This is a genomic window from Frigidibacter sp. SD6-1 (assembly GCF_030143255.1).
In the GTDB taxonomy this organism is placed as follows: Bacteria; Pseudomonadota; Alphaproteobacteria; order Rhodobacterales; family Rhodobacteraceae; genus TMP-24.
In genome coordinates this window covers 463,609-480,059 of sequence record NZ_JARJNR010000001.1, presented here as the reverse complement: position 1 = coordinate 480,059, position 16,451 = coordinate 463,609, and the positions used below count along the sequence as shown (strand labels likewise).

14 protein-coding genes are annotated in these 16,451 nt (G+C 66.5%); 3 read left to right on the top strand and 11 right to left on the bottom strand.

The genetic code is table 11. The annotated features are described in order from the left end of the window. Window positions 1-2 precede the first annotated feature (2 nt). On the bottom strand, window positions 3-2,072 hold the full coding sequence (locus P0645_RS02310; RefSeq protein WP_284162940.1) for a ComEC/Rec2 family competence protein: 2,070 nt from the start codon (window positions 2,070-2,072) through the stop codon (window positions 3-5). A gap of 78 nt (window positions 2,073-2,150) precedes the next feature. Here P0645_RS02310 and gltX point away from each other — a divergent pair, with 78 nt between their 5' ends. The 3 genes from gltX to P0645_RS02295 all read left to right on the top strand — a co-directional run bounded on the left by gltX (window position 2,151) and on the right by P0645_RS02295 (window position 6,629). Further along, window positions 2,151-3,551 (top strand): glutamate--tRNA ligase, encoded by a 1,401-nt coding sequence (gltX, locus tag P0645_RS02305; RefSeq protein WP_284162939.1) that lies wholly within the window; start codon window positions 2,151-2,153, stop codon window positions 3,549-3,551. Window positions 3,552-3,594: 43 nt separating this feature from the next. Next, entirely contained in the window at window positions 3,595-4,887 is a 1,293-nt protein-coding gene (locus P0645_RS02300; protein WP_284162938.1) for a citrate synthase, read from the top strand. 311 nt (window positions 4,888-5,198) lie between these two features. Then, complete coding sequence (locus P0645_RS02295; RefSeq protein WP_284162937.1) at window positions 5,199-6,629, top strand: alanine/glycine:cation symporter family protein; 1,431 nt, start codon at window positions 5,199-5,201, stop codon at window positions 6,627-6,629. Window positions 6,630-6,796: 167 nt separating this feature from the next. Here the strand turns inward: P0645_RS02295 and P0645_RS02290 are convergent, their stop codons facing one another. From P0645_RS02290 to P0645_RS02245, 10 genes are all read right to left on the bottom strand, one after another. Continuing rightward, the gene (locus P0645_RS02290) at window positions 6,797-7,327 is read right to left on the bottom strand and encodes a DUF2087 domain-containing protein (RefSeq protein ID WP_284162936.1); all 531 of its coding nucleotides are present in this window, start codon (window positions 7,325-7,327) and stop codon (window positions 6,797-6,799) included. A 202-nt stretch (window positions 7,328-7,529) separates the two neighbouring features. Beyond that, the gene (locus P0645_RS02285; protein WP_284162935.1) at window positions 7,530-9,455 is read right to left on the bottom strand and encodes an elongation factor G; all 1,926 of its coding nucleotides are present in this window, start codon (window positions 9,453-9,455) and stop codon (window positions 7,530-7,532) included. 223 nt (window positions 9,456-9,678) lie between these two features. After that, window positions 9,679-10,452 (bottom strand): enoyl-CoA hydratase-related protein, encoded by a 774-nt coding sequence (locus P0645_RS02280; protein WP_284162934.1) that lies wholly within the window; start codon window positions 10,450-10,452, stop codon window positions 9,679-9,681. A gap of 91 nt (window positions 10,453-10,543) precedes the next feature. Continuing rightward, a complete protein-coding gene (locus tag P0645_RS02275; RefSeq protein ID WP_284162933.1) occupies window positions 10,544-10,993 on the bottom strand; it encodes a cytochrome c-type biogenesis protein in 450 nt (149 codons plus the stop codon). A gap of 2 nt (window positions 10,994-10,995) precedes the next feature. Further along, window positions 10,996-12,951, bottom strand: a complete 1,956-nt coding sequence (locus P0645_RS02270; protein WP_284162932.1) for a heme lyase CcmF/NrfE family subunit — start codon at window positions 12,949-12,951, stop codon at window positions 10,996-10,998. 136 nt (window positions 12,952-13,087) lie between these two features. Continuing rightward, a complete protein-coding gene (locus P0645_RS02265; RefSeq protein WP_284162931.1) occupies window positions 13,088-13,579 on the bottom strand; it encodes a holin family protein in 492 nt (163 codons plus the stop codon). Continuing rightward, on the bottom strand, window positions 13,570-14,181 hold the full coding sequence (locus P0645_RS02260; protein ID WP_284162930.1) for a holin-associated N-acetylmuramidase: 612 nt from the start codon (window positions 14,179-14,181) through the stop codon (window positions 13,570-13,572). The genes P0645_RS02265 and P0645_RS02260 overlap by 10 nt, the downstream gene beginning before the upstream one ends. A gap of 42 nt (window positions 14,182-14,223) precedes the next feature. Continuing rightward, complete coding sequence (gene ccmE, locus P0645_RS02255) at window positions 14,224-14,688, bottom strand: cytochrome c maturation protein CcmE (protein WP_284162929.1); 465 nt, start codon at window positions 14,686-14,688, stop codon at window positions 14,224-14,226. Further along, window positions 14,685-15,713 carry an N-acetyl-gamma-glutamyl-phosphate reductase gene (gene argC, locus P0645_RS02250; RefSeq protein WP_284162928.1) on the bottom strand — a complete coding sequence of 343 codons (1,029 nt, stop codon included), beginning with the start codon at window positions 15,711-15,713 and terminating at the stop codon, window positions 14,685-14,687. The genes ccmE and argC overlap by 4 nt, the downstream gene beginning before the upstream one ends. A gap of 74 nt (window positions 15,714-15,787) precedes the next feature. Further along, window positions 15,788-16,417 carry a hypothetical protein gene (locus tag P0645_RS02245; RefSeq protein ID WP_284162927.1) on the bottom strand — a complete coding sequence of 210 codons (630 nt, stop codon included), beginning with the start codon at window positions 16,415-16,417 and terminating at the stop codon, window positions 15,788-15,790. Window positions 16,418-16,451 lie beyond the last annotated feature (34 nt).

Here is a 16,451-nt window from a genome sequence, read left to right as displayed (position 1 = left end):
GGTTACCTGCGGCGGTTCCACAGCCGGTCGCCCGCCCAGTCCTTCGCCGAGAGGATGCGCAGCCCGTCCGCCTCGCGGTACAGCGCCAGCGCACCGCTTTCCCTCAGCTTGCGCCGGTCGAACAGCGCGCAGTCCCCGCCCGCCCCACCCCAATCCTCGCTGAGGACGACAAGCGTCCCCGCCGCGCAGGCATCGGCTGCCCGAACCGCCGATCCCTTGCCCGCGAAGACCAAAAGCCGCAGGTCGGCGAACGCGGCCTGAAGCGCGCCCTTCTTGCCCGTGAAAGCCGCGCGTTTGGCCGCCGTCGGCTGGTCGGCCGCATCGCCGTCATCCTCAAGCCAGCTCTTGGCGACGAACCCCGCGCCCTTGTCCTTCGACAAAGCGCGCCCCTCCGCCGTCATCAACCCGACAAGCGTCCCGTCGCCGGAGATCAGCAGGTCCGGCCGCTCCGCCCCGCCCCAGAGGAGAAGCGCCAGCACCACCCCGCCCGCGCCCCCTGCCCTGACCCAGCGCGCGCCACCGATCATAAGCGCCGCGCCGAAGAAGCCCAGAAGCGGCAGGACGATGTCGGGCGGCGTCGGCACCGTCACCACCGCGCCCTTCATTCCGGCCACCCACGTCGCGACCCAAAGGATGAAGGCCGAGCCCTTCTCCATCACCCAAATTGCGGGACCCGCCAGCCCGAAAGGCGCGAGAAGCGCCGCGATGACACCGGCAGGCATCACCACGGTGCCCATCACCGGCACGGTCAGGAGATTCGCCAGAAGCCCATATTCCGCGATCCGGTTGAAATGCGCCGCCGCAATCGGCGCGGTCGCCGTCCCGGCAAGAAGCGAGGACAAGACCATCACAAGCCCGGGCCTCAGGGCCGCGGGCACATGGTGCTGGTACTTCGTCCATTGCTCGAACCCCGCGATCAGCGCCGCCGTTGCGCCAAAGGACATCTGGAAACCGGGCTCGGTCAGGCTTTCGGGTTCCAGCACCAGACAGATGAGCGCCGCGATGGCGAGCGAGCGGAGCGAGATCGCCCGCCGGTCGAAAAGCACGGCGACAAGCATCACTGCCGCCATCACATAGGCGCGGCGGGTGGCGACCTCGGGCCCCGCAAGGAACAGATAGAAGGTCGCGGCCCCAAGCGCCGCGACAGCGGCGATCTTCTTGCCGTCGGTCCTGAGGCCGAGGACCGGCACCAGGGCGAGCCCGTAGCGGAAAAGCGCGAACACGAAGCCGGTCAGAAGCCCCATGTGCAGGCCCGAGATCGACACCATGTGCGAGAGGTTCGAGGCGCGCAGCGCATCGTTCGTCTCGGCGGTCACGCCCGACCGGTCACCGGTCATCAGTGCAGAGGCAAAAGCCATCGCCTGCCCCTCGCGCCCCGCCTGCATCGCCGCCGACAAACGCATGCGCAGCCGGAAAGCGGCGAGCGAACCATGTCCCTCGGGCCGCTCGACCACCATTGGCGGGCTGCGGGCATAACCGACGGCGCCGAGGCCCGAAAACCAGGCGAGGCGCTGGAAATCGAAGCCCCCGGGCGCCACGGGCCCGTCCGGGGGCGACAGATGGGCGGTGACCATGACGATCAGGCCCGGCTCGGGCACGAACCCCATCTGGTCGCCATGCAGCGCCACCCGCACCCGCGCAGGCGTCTTTCTAGTGGCAACATCATTCAGGCGAACCTCGTCGAGCGTGATACGGATCTGGTCCGAGAAGGAGCGGTCGATATCGACGACCCGCCCCTCGACCGGGCCGTAATAGCGGAAAGGCAGGACCGGCGCGGCAACCAGATGGGCGCGCGCCACCGCAAGGACGAAGCCTCCGGCGATGAGGGCTATGGCGAAGGCCGGGGACCGGCCGAGGTCGGGCCCGAAGAGCCCCCCTGCCCAGAGAAGAAGGGCAAGGCCCAGGGCCACGGCGACAACCGGCCCCGTCGGCTCCGCTCTCAGCGCGAAATAGAACCCGATGCCCACCGACAGAAAGACCGGCGCCCAGGGCAAGAGCGTGCCGCGCCGCGCCACGAGCGCCACGAGCGGTGACGCGAGCCAGCCCGACAGTCCCTGCCAAAGGTGCCGCACTTGTCTCGCTTCCTTCGATTGCCTAGAACGCTGCGGTCAGGATTTCCTCATTCTGGTTTCCGAAAGGTTAACGTTTCCATGTCCTCCCCCGTCGTCACCCGCTTTGCCCCCTCTCCGACCGGCTATCTGCATATCGGCGGGGCGCGGACCGCGCTCTTCAACTGGCTTTACGCGCGCGGCCGGGGCGGCAGGTTCCTGCTGCGGATCGAGGATACCGACCGCGAACGCTCGACCCCCGAGGCGACCGAGGCGATCCTGAAGGGCCTCAGCTGGCTCGGTCTCGACTGGGACGGCGAGGTGGTCAGCCAGTTCGACCGCAAGGACCGCCATGCCGAAGTGGCGCGCGAGATGCTGGCGCGCGGTTCGGCCTACAAATGCTTCTGCTCGCAAGAGGAAATCGAGGCCTTCCGCGAGGCCGCGCGGGCCGAAGGCCGCTCGACCCTGTTCCAGAGCCCCTGGCGTGACGCCGATCCCTCGACCTTTCCCGACATGCCCTATGTCATCCGCCTGAAGGCGCCGCGCGAGGGCCAGACGGTGATCGAGGACCGCGTGCAGGGCGATGTGACCTTCGGCAACGACCAGCTCGATGATATGGTTTGTTTACGCGCCGATGGTACACCCACCTACATGCTGGCGGTCGTTGTCGATGATCACGACATGGGCGTTACGCATGTGATCCGTGGGGACGACCATTTGACCAACGCCGCGCGGCAGACCCAGATCTACAAGGCGATGGACTGGCCGGTGCCGGTCTGGGCCCATATCCCGCTCATTCACGGGCCGGACGGCAAGAAACTGTCGAAGCGTCATGGCGCGGTCGGCCTGCATGATTACCAGGCGATGGGTTACCCGGCGTCGGCCATGCGCAACTACCTCTGCCGTCTCGGCTGGAGCCATGGCGACGACGAGTTCTTCACCGACGATCAGGCGCGGGACTGGTTCGATCTGGATGGAATCGGCCGCTCGCCCTCGCGGCTCGATTTCAAGAAACTGGAAAATATCTCGGGCCAGCATATCGCCGCCAGTGCAGATGCAGCATTGCTGCCTGAAATTGAGGCATTTCTGGCGGTGTCTGGCCAGCCGGGCCTGACCGAGACGCAGCACGACCTGATGTCACGCGGTCTTTACTGCCTGAAGGACCGGGCCAAGACTTTTGGTCAACTCATTGAAAAGGCACATTTCATCCTGCAATCCCGGCCGATCGCGCCGGACGAGGCGGCAGCAAAGGCACTCGATCCGGTATCCCGTGGTATACTGCAAGAATTGACGCCGCAGCTGCGAAATGCTAGCTGGGAACGCGAAGAACTCGAGACTGCCGTGGCCCGCGTGGCCGAGGCGCACGGGTTGGGCCTGGGCAAGCTTGCCGCCCCCCTGCGCGCCGCGCTCGCCGGACGAACGGCCACGCCGTCGGTCTTCGACATGATGCTTGTACTGGGGCGGGAGGAAACGCTCGCCCGGTTGATGGATGCGGCAGCCTGACCGGCCCTCACCGGACGGGCGCCCGAACCAAGGGGATAAGAGAATGGCCGACAGAACCAAGGCGACGCTGAGCTTCGGCGACAAGACACTCGAGCTCCCGATCCTGAAACCGACCGTCGGGCCGGACGTGATCGACATCCGCAAGCTCTATGCCGAAGGGGACGTTTTCACCTACGATCCGGGTTTCACCTCGACGGCGGCCTGCGACAGCGCGATCACCTATATCGACGGTGATCTGGGCGAACTGCTTTATCGCGGCTATCCGATCGAGCAACTCGCCGACAAGTCCCATCACCTCGAAGTCTGCTACCTGCTGCTTTACGGCGAACTGCCGACGGAAGCGCAGATGAAGGATTTCGAACTGCGCGTGACCCGTCACACGATGGTGCACGAGCAGATGCACAATTTCTTCCGCGGTTTCCGCCGCGACAGCCATCCGATGGCGACGATGGTGGGCGTCGTCGGCGCGATGTCGGCCTTCTATCACGACAGTCTCGACATCAACGATCCCTGGCAGCGCGAAGTGGCAGCGATCCGCATGATCGCCAAGCTGCCCACGATCGCCGCGATGGCCTACAAATATTCGATCGGCCAGCCGTTCGTTTACCCGAAGAACTCGCACTCCTATGCGGGGAACTTCCTGCATATGTGCTTTGCCGTGCCCTGCGAGGATTATGTCGTCCAGCCGGAACTCGAACGGGCGATGGACCGGATCATGATGCTGCATGCCGATCATGAGCAGAATGCCTCGACCTCGACCGTGCGTCTGGCGGGCTCTTCGGGCGCCAATCCGTTCGCCTGCATCGCGGCGGGCATCGCCTGCCTCTGGGGGCCAGCGCATGGCGGCGCCAACCAGGCCTGTCTCGAGATGCTGAAGGAAATCGGCACCGTCGACCGCATTCCCGAATACATCGCCAAGGCCAAGGACAAGACCTCTGGCTTCCGGCTTATGGGTTTCGGTCACCGGGTCTACAAGAACTTCGATCCGCGCGCCAAGGTGATGAAGGAAAGCGCCGACGAGGTGCTGGAGCTGCTCGGTGTCCACAACAACCCGTTGTTGCAGGTGGCGAAGGAGCTGGAACGGATCGCGCTGGAAGACGACTATTTCATCGCCAAGAAGCTTTACCCCAACGTCGATTTCTATTCGGGCATCATCCTTGAGGCGATGGGTTTCCCCACCTCGATGTTCACGCCGATCTTCGCGATCTCGCGCACCATCGGCTGGATTTCGCAGTGGAAGGAGATGATCGGCGATCCGACCCAGAAGATCGGCCGCCCGCGGCAATTGTATGTCGGCCCGACCCGGCGCGATTATGTCGAGGTCGGCGGACGCTGAGGCAACGCCCGACCGCGCAGCCGTGCGTCAGGCCCCGAAACCGGCAGTGACCGGTGGCGGGACCTGCGGCGCATCCCTGACGGACGGGCCTTCCAAGGGCAGCGGCACCCCGGCATCGGGGCGGCACTGGCGTTTCGGCGCGTTCTTCCGTCGAGTTGACCTGAGGTCCGCTGCTTATTGTATCGGATTTCACCACAAAACGCCGGTTTTCCTGCTTCTTTTCGGGCAATCAGCCTCCTAGCATAGGGCACGCTGGCAGGCATCCGCCGCCAGGGCAGCGGATCAATCCGCGCATCGCTAGGGAGGGACAGTTGGAATTCCTGAAATCGTTCTTCGGCTATATCGATAGCCTGACCTGGGGCTGGGCACTCATCCCCATCCTCGTCGTGTTCGGCGTGTTCATCACGATCATGTCGGGCCTCGTGCAGTTTCGCTACTTCATCCGGATGTTCAGCGTCCTGTCGGGCAAGAACCAGACCGCCGATCCGAACGCGATCAGCGCGCGCGAGGCGCTTCTCGTCTCGGTCGGCGGCCGGGTCGGCGGCGGCAATATCGCCGGGGTGGCGGTGGCGATCAGCGTCGGCGGCCCCGGCGCGGTCTTCTGGATGTGGTGCATCGCCCTGGTCGGCATGGCCACGAGCCTTGTCGAATGCACGCTGGCCCAGGTCTTCAAGCGCAGCGCAGGCGAGAGCATCTTCCGGGGCGGCCCGGCGGACTATATCCGCCACGGGCTCGGCAAGGAGTACAACTGGCTCGCGGTCGTCTATGCGATCTGCCTGCTGGCGGCCTTCGGCCTCGGGTTCAACGCCTTCCAGGGCAATACCGTCGCGGGTGCGGTCGAAGGGTCGCTTGGCGTCAGCCGCTATGTGACCGGCACCATTCTGACCATCGTCACGGCGCTGGTGATCTTCGGCGGCATCAGGCGCATCGCCAAGGCCGCCGACGTGATCGTGCCGGTCATGGCGCTTGGTTATCTGGCACTGGCGATCGGGGCGATCTTGATCAACATCACCGAAGTGCCGGGGGTGATCAGCCGCATCGTCTCGGCCGCCTTCGGCTACGAACCGGCCATTGCAGGCGGCATGGGGGCAGCCATTGCCCAGGGGCTCCGGCGCGGTCTCTTCTCGAACGAAGCGGGCCTCGGCTCTGCCCCGAACGTCGCCGCGACCGCAACCGTGCGTCATCCGATGAGCCAGGGGATCACCCAGTCCTTCTCGGTCTTCATCGACACGATCGTCATCTGCTCCTGCACGGCCTTCATCATTCTTCTGAGCGACAGCTACGTCGCCGGCGCCGAAGGGATCGACGGCGTGGTGCTGACCCAGCATGCGCTGGCCGATCACTACGGCGAATGGTCGCGTTACGGGCTGACGGCCGCGATCCTGCTCTTTGCCTTCTCGTCGATCATCTACAATGTCTATCTCGGCGAGAATGCGCTTGCGGTCGTGACCCGGTCGAAAGAGGCGGTCCTCGTGCTCAGGGCGGTCATCCTGGGGCTGGTGTTCCTGGGGGCGGTTGCGCCGAACGCAACCTCGGTCTTCTTCTTCTCCGACCCGCTGATGGGCGTGCTGGCGCTGGTGAACCTAGTGGCGATCCTGATGCTGTTCCCGACCGCGATGCGGGTGGTGCGCGACTATGAACGCCAGCTCAGGAGCGGTGTCGACCGGCCGGTATTCGATCCCGCGACCTTCCCCGACCTCGATATCGATCGCGAGGCCTGGGATGCCCGCCACTGGAAATGACGCTGCGAGGGCCGCCTGTCCCGGGCGGCCCCTTGCCGCCGGACTGCGCCAAGGCTGGCCCGGAGCGGAAGCGGGATTTCGTCCGGGCTGCGCCCGGCCGATCCGCCGGGGGAGGCGCTGCCTCCCCCGGACCCCCTCCGGGATATTTGCAAACGGAAGAAGGCCGGTCAGTCGTCCCGATGGCTGGAAATGCTGCGCAGAAGGGCGAGTGCTTCGGCTGTCGGGGCGCGTTCGATCCTTCGGTATTCGCGCCCGTCGGCGGTGCGTTCAGCCAGCCCGTGGCCGATGAGCGAGCGGCGCAGGATGGCGCGGTCGCCGAAAAGATGCCAGCGGTCCATCAGCTGATTCACGTCGGCTTCGCTCATCACCTGCCGGGCCGGAAGATGCGACCAGAGCACCCAGAGACATAGGTTCTGAAGCGATGTCCGGTTGGGCCAGCGGGTGAGCCGGCCCTGACCGTCGAAGAGACGCAGCGCCTTCGCCAGGCGCCTTGCGTCCAATTGGGGCGGGGCGGCGGGGGCGCCAGCGGCAGGCGCTGCGCGCAGATGCTGGTAATTGCCGAGCCCCGCTGCGCGGGCGAGCATGTTGAGAAGGCCGAGATGGAAAGGCACCTGTCCCGCGCCCTGAAGGTCGCGGCGCAGGCGTTTGGCGAAGTCCGACAGATCGGGGATCGACAGGGAAATGGCGTCACGGGCCATGGGTTACGTCCTTTCGGTACGCTCCGCTTTCGGGGGAAAGTCCGCCGGTCGCCGCTTGACGGTGAGAGCGTGTGAAAGAAACGCCTCGCTCAAGAGATGCAGGTTTAGCATTCCGGCCGGGCCGGATCGGCAACGCCTTGGTGAACTGCGGACCGGCGCCTTGATAGCGCCGGTCGGCTTTTGCGGTCAAGCCTGTGGCGCGTCAGGCCTCCGCATGTTCTTTGGAAATCCGCTCGGCCTCGCGCCCGTAAAGCTCCTCATAATGATCGAAGCCTGCTTCATGCCACGCCGTGCCCTGGGTGGCCGAGCCGAGCGCGGTGACCAGTTCCTCTTCGGCCGCCGCCGGTAGCAGCGCGCGGAAGATGTCCCAGCCCCGGCAGGCGGGATCGCGGTCGAAACCGAGGACCTGACCCTTCAGAGAGGAGATGAGCGAGACCATGGACCCCGCGTAGATCGAGGGGATATGGATCTCCACCCGGTCCACGGGCTGCAGCAGCACCGGCCCGGCCTTGGCGAGCGCCTCCTTCACCCCCTGCCGTCCGGCGGTGCGGAAGGCGAAGTCGGAACTGTCGACGGCATGATGCTTGCCGTCGGTCAGGGTGACCGCGACATCAATGACCGGAAAGCCGAGCGGCCCCTTGACCAGGGCATCGCGCGCGCCCTCCTCGACCGAAGGGATATAGTTCCTCGGCACCGCGCCACCCTTCACCACCTCGGTGAAGGCGAAGCCCGCGCCGCGCGCCTGGGGCGCCACGGTCATTGCCACATCGGCGAACTGGCCCGCCCCGCCCGATTGCTTGCGGTGGCGGTAGTTTTCCTCGACGCGCGCAGAAATCGTCTCGCGGTAGCTCGGCGCCGGGACATGGGGATCGACATCCACCCCGAACCCGTCCGACAATTGCGTCACGACGGCGCGCAGATGCATTGGCCCCTGCAGGCGCACGACCGCATGGCCGGTCGCCTCGTCCTGGGCGATTGTCAGGCCCGGGTCGGTCTCGCCGAGCTTCGCCAGCGCGGCGGAGAGGCGCGCGTCGTCCTTCTCATGCGCGGGCGTCAGCAGCCGCGCCATTGCGGGCGGCGCGCTGGCCGCCCAGTCAGGAGCGGGCGCAGCGCCCGACGCCGTATAGACCCGCCCGGCATTCAGATGGTCGGCCTTCACCGAAATCGCAACATCGCCAGGGGCAAGCCGGTCATGGCCGGACTTGCCGCCCAGCTCCGACAGGCCGCCGATGGTGGAGCCGCCAAGCGCCGCGCCCTGCGCCACGCCATCGCCAAGGGCGCGCAGGAAGGTGCATTTGCCCAGATGCTTGCGGTTCTGGGCATGAAAACCAACCGCAAGCGCCTCGCCCGCGCCAAGCCGGTCGCGCAGCGCCTCGACCCCGGGTGCCTCGTGCCGCAAGGCCTTCATCAGCCGCGTCACGCCATTGGCATGGCTCGCCGCGCCGAGGAAACAGGGCAGGATCACGCTTTCCTGGGTCTCGCGCCGGGCAATCTCGAAAAGCGCGCCCTTGGCCGGCTCGTGATCCTCGATCAGTTCCTCCAGCAGGTGATCGTCATATTCCGACATATGTTCCAGAAGTGCTGTGCGCGCCTCCTGCTCGCGCTCGGTCTCCGAGGCGGGCATCTCGACCAGAACCGAGGGCAGGCCCTCGCGGTAGCGCCAGGCGCGCTCGGAAATCAGGTCGACCGCGCCGACGATCTGGCCGCCCTCGCGGATCGGGATCTGGCGCAGCACGATGGCGTGCGACGTATAGGCCTGCAGCTCGGACACCACGTCGCGGATCTGGCCCTTCGGCGCGTCCATCCGGTTGATGAAGATCAGACAGGGCGTGCCTGAGGCTTCGATGGCGCGCAGATAGGGCGCGGCCAGCACCGCCTCGTTCGGGTCAGGCGCGACGCAGAGGACGGCGGCGTCGGAGGCCAGAAGTGACTGACCGACCATGCGCGCATATTCGGGGCCGCCCGCGAGGTCGATTGCGCACCAGGGCTCGCCCATGAAGGTGAAGCGCGACAGGGAAAGATGCCCCGCCTGTTCCACCTTCGGCGGATGGCCGTCCAGCTGGGCCATCTGCTTCACGAGCTCGGTCTTGCCCGACTGCGAGGGCCCCATGACTGTGATGAGCCGCATGATGATCGCTCCCTTCCGGCACGAGCGGGAGGCGCCGGCGAAATGCCGCGACCCGCGTGCCATCGGGCCGATCCGCCCTGCCTTTCACTCTCTGCCCCGAAACCGGACCGGTCAAGGCCGCGTTTTCCCGTGCCCGTCGCGGACGAAACCGGGCGGCTACACTTTCTGTCCTGAAATACTCCGGGGTGAACCCCGGACTTGTCCGGGGGAGGGGCGGAGCCCCTCAGCGCCCTTCGAACCGCGGCGCGCGCTTTTCGAGAAAGGCAGTGACCCCTTCGAGGAAATCTGCACTCTGCCCGCAGGTGCCCTGCAGCCGCGCCTCCAGCGCCAGCTGAGCGTTCAGATCATTGGCATAGCTTGCACGCAGCGCCTCTTTCACCGCCCGGTAGGCAAGGCCCGGCCCCGCCGCCAACTGGGCGGCACGGGCCCGCCAATGAGCCTCAAAGCCCTCGTCCGGCACCGCCTCCCAGATCATGCCCCAGTCGGCGGCCTGCCGCGCGCCGATCTTGTCGGCGAAGAGCATCGCCCCCATGGCGCGGGCGAACCCTACCTGGCGCGGCAACCAATAGGTGCCGCCCGCGTCCGGCAGAAGGCCGATCCGGGTGAAGGCCTGGATGAAGCTTGCACTTTCCGCCGCGATGACCACATCCGCCGCCAGCGCCAGGTTCGCCCCTGCCCCGGCGGCAGCGCCATTGACGGCGGCGATGGTCGGCAGCGGGCAGTGATAGATCGCCTTCAGGAGGGGTTCATATTCGTCCCTGAGAACCGCCTCGAAATCCACCGCGCCGGGGGTTCCGGCATCGGCGAGGTCCTGACCGGAACAGAAGGCCTTTCCCGTGCCGGTCAGGACGATGACGCGCGCCTCGCCCTCGGCGCGCGCGAGCGCGGCACGCAACTGAAGCCGCAGATCGCGGTTCAGCGCATTCATGACGTCGGGCCGGTTCAGCCGCAGCGTGGCAATGCCGTGCTGCAGGTCATAGATCACGCTGTCACTCATGCTCGCCTCCGTTGGTCGCGCCGATGCTAGGCGCTCGGCACGCAGTCGGAAAGCGCGCGCGCTGTCTGACGTTGCGGCAAAGCGTGGAACCTCAGTCTTTCAGAATCTCGGCAAGCCGCGCTTCTTCCGCCTCGCTCAGCGGACCCGACCTTTCGGCCGCGCGCGAGCGGCGCACATAGAGACCTGCCCCTGCCAGCGCCGAAAGCAGCAGGAAAGGAGGTGCGAGCCATAGGACAAGGTTCGCCCCGGTCGCGCGCGGGCGGAAGAGGATGAATTCTCCGTAACGGTCGGTGAGATAGGCCACCGCCGCCTCATCGCTGTCGCCCGCCACCAGCCTTTCGCGCAAGACTAGTCGCATGTCGCGCGCGATGGGGGCATTCGATTCGTCGATTGTCTCTCCCTGGCAGACGGGGCAACGCAGCCCCTCCGACAGGGCCCGGGCGCGCGCCTCCAGCGCCGGATCGGCGAGGACTTCGCCGGGCTGGACGGCCAGCGCGGGCGAAGCGAATGCCAGGAAGACGAGGAGGACAAGCTGGCGCATGGTCATTCCGCCGGCTGGGCAAGCGGCTGGCGCCGCGCACCCGCGCCCACGCGCAGCCGCCGGTCGCTGAGACTTAGTGCGCCGCCAAGGGCCATCATCAGCGCCCCGGTCCATATCCAGTTGGCGAAGGCCTTCACATAGCTTCTGACCGCCCAGCTGCCATCCGCCTGCGGGTCGCCGAGCACGAGGTAGATGTCATCGCGGAACCCGTTCGCGATCGCGGCTTCGGTCGTCGGCATGGCCGCGACGGGATAGACCCGCTTCTCGGGATGAAGGACCGCAACCTCCGCTCCGCCCTTCATCACCCGCATGGTCGCCATCGTGGTGAGGTAATTCGGCCCCTCGCCCTCTTCGACAGCCTCCAGCACCACCTGATAGGCGCCGAGCGGGAAGCTTTCGCCGACTTTCACGGTGCGGATGTCCTCGATGCTCCATCCGGTCAGGCAGGCGATGCCGATGAAGGTGACGCCGAGCCCTGAATGGGCAAGGCCCCGGCCCCAGTCGGCGCGCGGCAGGCGGGCGAGGCGCGCTTGCGTGCGGCCCGCGCGCAGCCACAGGTCGATGCAGGCGCCCGCGATCAGCCAGACCCCGAGGAGGACACCGACGGGCGCGAGGGCCGAGCGGCCGCTGTTCACGGCAAAGGCAAGCGCCATGAACGCTAGGGCGAGCAGCGCCGCGGCGGCAAGCGTCCGGGCCGCGCCGGTCAGCCGCCCACGCTTCCAGGGCAGGATGGCGCCGAGGGGCAGCGCAATGGCGAGGATCACCATCAGCGGCGTGAAGGCCGCATCGAAGAAGGGCGCGCCGACCGAGAGTTTCCGGGCGAAAGCCGCCTCGGCCACCAGGGGCCAGATCGTGCCGATGAAGACGACGAAGGCCGCGACCGCCAAGAGGATGTTGTTGAGAACCAGCGCGCCCTCTCGGCTGACAAGCGCGAAGGCGCCGCGCGCCTGCATCCGGTCGGCGCGGAGCGCAAAAAGCGTCAGCCCGCCGCCGATGAACACCCCGAGGATCATCAGGATGAACACCCCGCGTTCGGGGTCATTGGCGAAAGCATGGACCGAGGTGATGACGCCCGAGCGCACTAGGAAGGTGCCAATCAGCGAAAAGCCGAAGGCGAGGATTGCCAAGAGGATGGTCCAGGCCTTCAGAACTTCGCGCTTTTCGACCACGATGGCGGAATGAAGCAGCGCGCCCGCGAAGAGCCAGGGCATGAGCGAGGCATTCTCGACCGGGTCCCAGAACCAGAACCCGCCCCAGCCCAGCTCGTAATAGGCCCACCAGGACCCGAGCGCGATGCCGATCGTCAGGAATATCCAGGCGGCAAGCGTCCAGGGCCGGACCCAGCGCGCCCAGGCCGCATCGACCCGGCCTTCGATCAGCGCCGCCATGGCGAAGGAGAAGGCCATCGAGAGGCCGACATAGCCGAGATAGAGGAAGGGCGGATGGAGGGCGAGGCCCACATCTTGCAGAAGCGGATTGAGGTCGCGCCCGTCGAAGGGCGGCGAGGCGAGCCTGAGGAACGGGTTCGAGGTGAAGAGGATGAAGGCGAGGAACGAGAGGCCGATCATCGCCTGAACCGACAGGACGCGTGCACGCAGCGCTGGCGGCAGACCGGCCCCGAACCAGCCCGCGCAGGCGCCGAAGAGCGCGAGGATCAGCACCCACAGAAGCATCGAGCCTTCATGGTTGCCCCAGGTTCCGGCGACCTTGTAAATCAACGGTTTCGCCGTATGGGAGTTTTCGTAGACGACCTTCAGCGAAAAATCCGAGGTCACGAACGCATGGACAAGGGCCGCAAAGGCGGCGGCGATCAGCGCGACCTGCAGGGTGGCGAGCGGCGGGCCGAGTGCCATCCAGCGCAGCCGCCCGGTCTCGGCGCCCAGAAGCGGCAGCACGGCCTGAAGGGCCGCCGTGGCAAAGGCGAGGATGAGACAGAAATGGCCAAGCTCGGTGATCATGGCCCGACTTTAGACGGTTGGCCCCGAAAGGGAAATGGGGCGGCGCTGCGTCATCCCGCCGCCCGGCCTCCTCGGCCACTTCGTGGCTCGTCGGTGCGGGCGGCGTGCGAGGAGTGGTCGAAGACCTTCGACGAGCCTAGCGGTCGCGGCGGCGCTGCAGTTCCCTGAGCGCGGCATTCTCCTCGCTGGCGCGCGGCTTGGCTGGTTTCGGCGCCGGTTGCGGCGCGGGCGCCTTCATCCGAAAATAATGCGCCTCGCGCGCGCCGAAATAGAAGCCCACGATCGCGGCCAACAGCCACCAGAGCGGTTCCGGCACGAAATTCAGGCCGACCATGCGGCGCGAAAACCCGTCTGGATCGACCATCGCATAGGCGAAGAGGCCGAGCGTGCCGAAGGCAAGGAAGGGGCGCGGCAGGCGGTTCAGCCCGTTCACGAACCGGTCGAAGACGCCCGGCATCGCATATTGAAACTCCGCCCCATGCTCGTCGATCGCCGCCATATAGGCCTCGTGTGCGGCCTCCATCTTGCGGGTGGCGTTGGGCGTGAAGACCTCGGCAACACCGGCCGCAGCCCGCCCGAGTGCCGCCGCCCCGCCGGGGCCGCCCAAAGCCCTGCCGATCAGCCCCATGCTTTCGTCCTTTCCCGATGCTCGGCGTCCGTCAGATGAAAGCGCGGCGAGATGAATTCCTCGGCCCGCACGATCCAGCCGCCCTTGCCGCCATCCTTGCGCCGGGCATATTTGCGGCTTGCCGGACGCTGGTCCGCCAGACGGTAGTAGTAGTTGCGCCGCGCGATCCCGTAGGCATCGGCCAGCAGAAGCGGATCGGGCGCGGCGGCTGCGGCCGCAGCGGTCGCGGTCGCGGGGCCCATCAACCCGTCGACCTTCAGCGCATGGCCGAGATCGTTCAGAAGCCGCTGCAACAGCTTCACCGCATTGGCACCCGCATTGACATACATGTCGAAGATCGATGGCTGCAGCGCCTCCGGCAGCGCCTCGAGGCCGGGTCGGGTAAAATAGTGATCGACGAAAATCTCAGCCGCCACCGCCTCGGTCAGCGCTTGCACATCGGCCTCGCTCACCCTGCCGTCGCCGTTCAGGTCGCGCCCAAGGCGCTTGAGCGTCGCCAGCGTCACGCCATGCTTGGTCGCCCCGCCCGGATCATCGGGATCGTTCACATAGCCGCCCTCGCGAGCAACGATGGCCTTGGCAATGTCCTGGACTGTCTGCATGTCCTTCCCCGAGAAACGCCGGGGAAGGCTCGCGCCGAAAGGTTAATTCGTGGCAGGCGCAGCGTTCGGATCGACGTAGACGCCCTGCTCTTTCAGAGAATCGATCACTTCCTTCGGCATGTAGGTCTCGTCATGCTTGGCCAGAAGCTCGGTCGCCTGGAAAACCCCGTCCTCCATGCGCCCGGTCGCCACCGTCCCCTGCCCTTCGCCGAAGAGATCGGGCCGGGGATTGTCGCCCACATAGGCCACCAGCACGTCGGCGTTCGTGTCAGTGATGGTGAAGGTGAAATGCACACCCTCGCCCGGCAGGATCGAGCCTTCCTTAACCAGCCCGCCCAGACGGAAGATTTCGCCGTCGGACGGTGCCTTCTCGGCGACCTGTGTCGGAGAATAGAAGAAGTTGATCCCGTCCCTGAAGCCGTAACCGACCAGCGCCGTCGCGCCGATCAGCGCGGCGAAGGCGAGGAGGATCACCTGTATCCGGCGGGTTTTCTTCAGGCTTCTCATGGAAACACCGGCGCCAGCATCAGCCCTTCGGTCTCGGGAAGGCCAAGCATAAGGTTCGCGTTCTGGATCGCCTGGCCCGAAGAGCCCTTGGTCAGGTTGTCAAGCGCTGCCACCACGATCGCCCGCCCCGGCAACCGGTCGCCCACAACGCCGAGGTGCACGAAGTTCGACCCTGCGATCGAGCGGGTCGAGGGCAGTTGGCCCGTGGGTAGGACATGCAGGAACGGTTCATCCGCATAGCGGTCGGCCAGCGCCTTGTGGATCGCCGCCGCATCGCCCCGGACATAGACGGTCGCGAGGATGCCCCGGTTGAAGGGCATGAGGTGCGGCGTGAACTGGATATGGACGGGGCGACCCGCGACCTTTGAAAACTCCTGATCGAATTCGCCCAGATGCCGATGGGCGCCGCCCGCCGAATAGGGATGGGTGCCGCCCGACAGTTCGGCATGCAGCAGGTTTTCCTTCAGCGACCGGCCCGCGCCGCTGACCCCCGCCTTGAGGTCGAGGATGATCTCGTCAAGGTCGATCACGCCCGCCTCGATCAGCGGCCGGATCGCATATTGCCCGGTCGCGGCATTGCAGCCGGTGCCTGCCACAAGCCGCGCGGCGCAGATCTCGTCGCGGTAGAATTCGGTCAGGCCGTAGACGGCCTCTTTCTGCAATTCGACTGCCGCATGCGGCTTGCCATACCACTTTTCGTAAGCGGCCGGATCGCGCAGCCGGAAATCGGCCGACAGATCGACCACCTTCAGATCGCGCGGCAATTGGGCGATGACCGCCTGACTGGTCGCGTGCGGCAGCGCGCAGAAACAGAGATCAATCCCGGAAAAGTCGATCTCTTCGATCTTTTGCAGGACCGGCAGCTTCAGATGGGCGAGGAAGGGAAAGACCTCGGCCATCGCCATGCCCGCCTTGCGGTCAGCCGAGAGCGCCGCGACCTCCAGCCCCGGATGGGTGGCGATCAGGCGCACCAGTTCGGCCCCGGTGTATCCGGATGCTCCGAGAATGGCGATTCGCTTGGCCATGGCCGCCTCCCTGTGCTCAGCGCGTGATGCCGGGCCGGGCGGTGAGATTCAATCGCAAAATTGTCCGGATGGCCTCAGGCGCGCTGCGCACGCCGCCGCCTGCGGCGGGCCGAGACGGCAAGCGGCAGAAGCGCCCCGAGCATCAGGACGGCCGCAGGCGGCAAAGGCACCGGCGTCGGCGTGTAGGCGATCCCGTTCACCGGCAGGAGCCCGCTGCCCGCCCGCATCTCGGGCCGGGCGGGATAGTCGAACGCGATCCGCACCACCCCGTTTGCATGGACGCGCAGCGCCAGGCCGAAATCGCCCGCGGGCGCCCGGTAGGCCGCAAGGAACGACCCGCCGCCCTGCCCGGTCAGGACTGTGAAAGCCTCGACCTCGCTCAGGCTCATACGCGCATTCAGCGTCCGGTAGGCCGAATAGCCGAAGAGGCCCGAGAAGGAAAAGGCATGCCGCCATCGACCGTCGGACAGGCCCGGGATCAGAAGGCGCTTCACCGTCGGCGCGGGCGCACTGCCGCTGAGCGAGACGACCTTGCTGAGCCGCGGTTTCCTGACCGTCGGCTCGGGCATGTCCAGCGCCAGGTTGATGCTGCCGAAACGGACATCGAAGACGGGTGCCGCATGGGCAGCCACAAAGAGGGCGCTGCCCAAGGCAACTCCCAAAACCGCGCGGACCGCCCCGCGTATGACCATCCGAATGGTCATTCAGGTCCCTGCTTCGCCGTTTGTTCCTTGCAAA

What these genes read in the sequence shown, in the direction of transcription:
- gltX (WP_284162939.1), top strand. Translation starts at nt 2,151, where the DNA reads ATGTCCTCCCCCGTCGTCACCCGCTTTGCCCCCTCTCCGACCGGCTAT.
- P0645_RS02300 (WP_284162938.1), top strand. Translation starts at nt 3,595, where the DNA reads ATGGCCGACAGAACCAAGGCGACGCTGAGCTTCGGCGACAAGACACTC.
- P0645_RS02290 (WP_284162936.1), bottom strand. Translation starts at nt 7,327, where the DNA reads ATGGCCCGTGACGCCATTTCCCTGTCGATCCCCGATCTGTCGGACTTC.
- P0645_RS02285 (WP_284162935.1), bottom strand. Translation starts at nt 9,455, where the DNA reads ATGCGGCTCATCACAGTCATGGGGCCCTCGCAGTCGGGCAAGACCGAG.
- P0645_RS02280 (WP_284162934.1), bottom strand. Translation starts at nt 10,452, where the DNA reads ATGAGTGACAGCGTGATCTATGACCTGCAGCACGGCATTGCCACGCTG.
- P0645_RS02275 (WP_284162933.1), bottom strand. Translation starts at nt 10,993, where the DNA reads ATGCGCCAGCTTGTCCTCCTCGTCTTCCTGGCATTCGCTTCGCCCGCG.
- P0645_RS02270 (WP_284162932.1), bottom strand. Translation starts at nt 12,951, where the DNA reads ATGATCACCGAGCTTGGCCATTTCTGTCTCATCCTCGCCTTTGCCACG.
- P0645_RS02265 (WP_284162931.1), bottom strand. Translation starts at nt 13,579, where the DNA reads ATGGGGCTGATCGGCAGGGCTTTGGGCGGCCCCGGCGGGGCGGCGGCA.
- P0645_RS02260 (WP_284162930.1), bottom strand. Translation starts at nt 14,181, where the DNA reads ATGCAGACAGTCCAGGACATTGCCAAGGCCATCGTTGCTCGCGAGGGC.
- ccmE (WP_284162929.1), bottom strand. Translation starts at nt 14,688, where the DNA reads ATGAGAAGCCTGAAGAAAACCCGCCGGATACAGGTGATCCTCCTCGCC.
- argC (WP_284162928.1), bottom strand. Translation starts at nt 15,713, where the DNA reads ATGGCCAAGCGAATCGCCATTCTCGGAGCATCCGGATACACCGGGGCC.
- P0645_RS02245 (WP_284162927.1), bottom strand. Translation starts at nt 16,417, where the DNA reads ATGACCATTCGGATGGTCATACGCGGGGCGGTCCGCGCGGTTTTGGGA.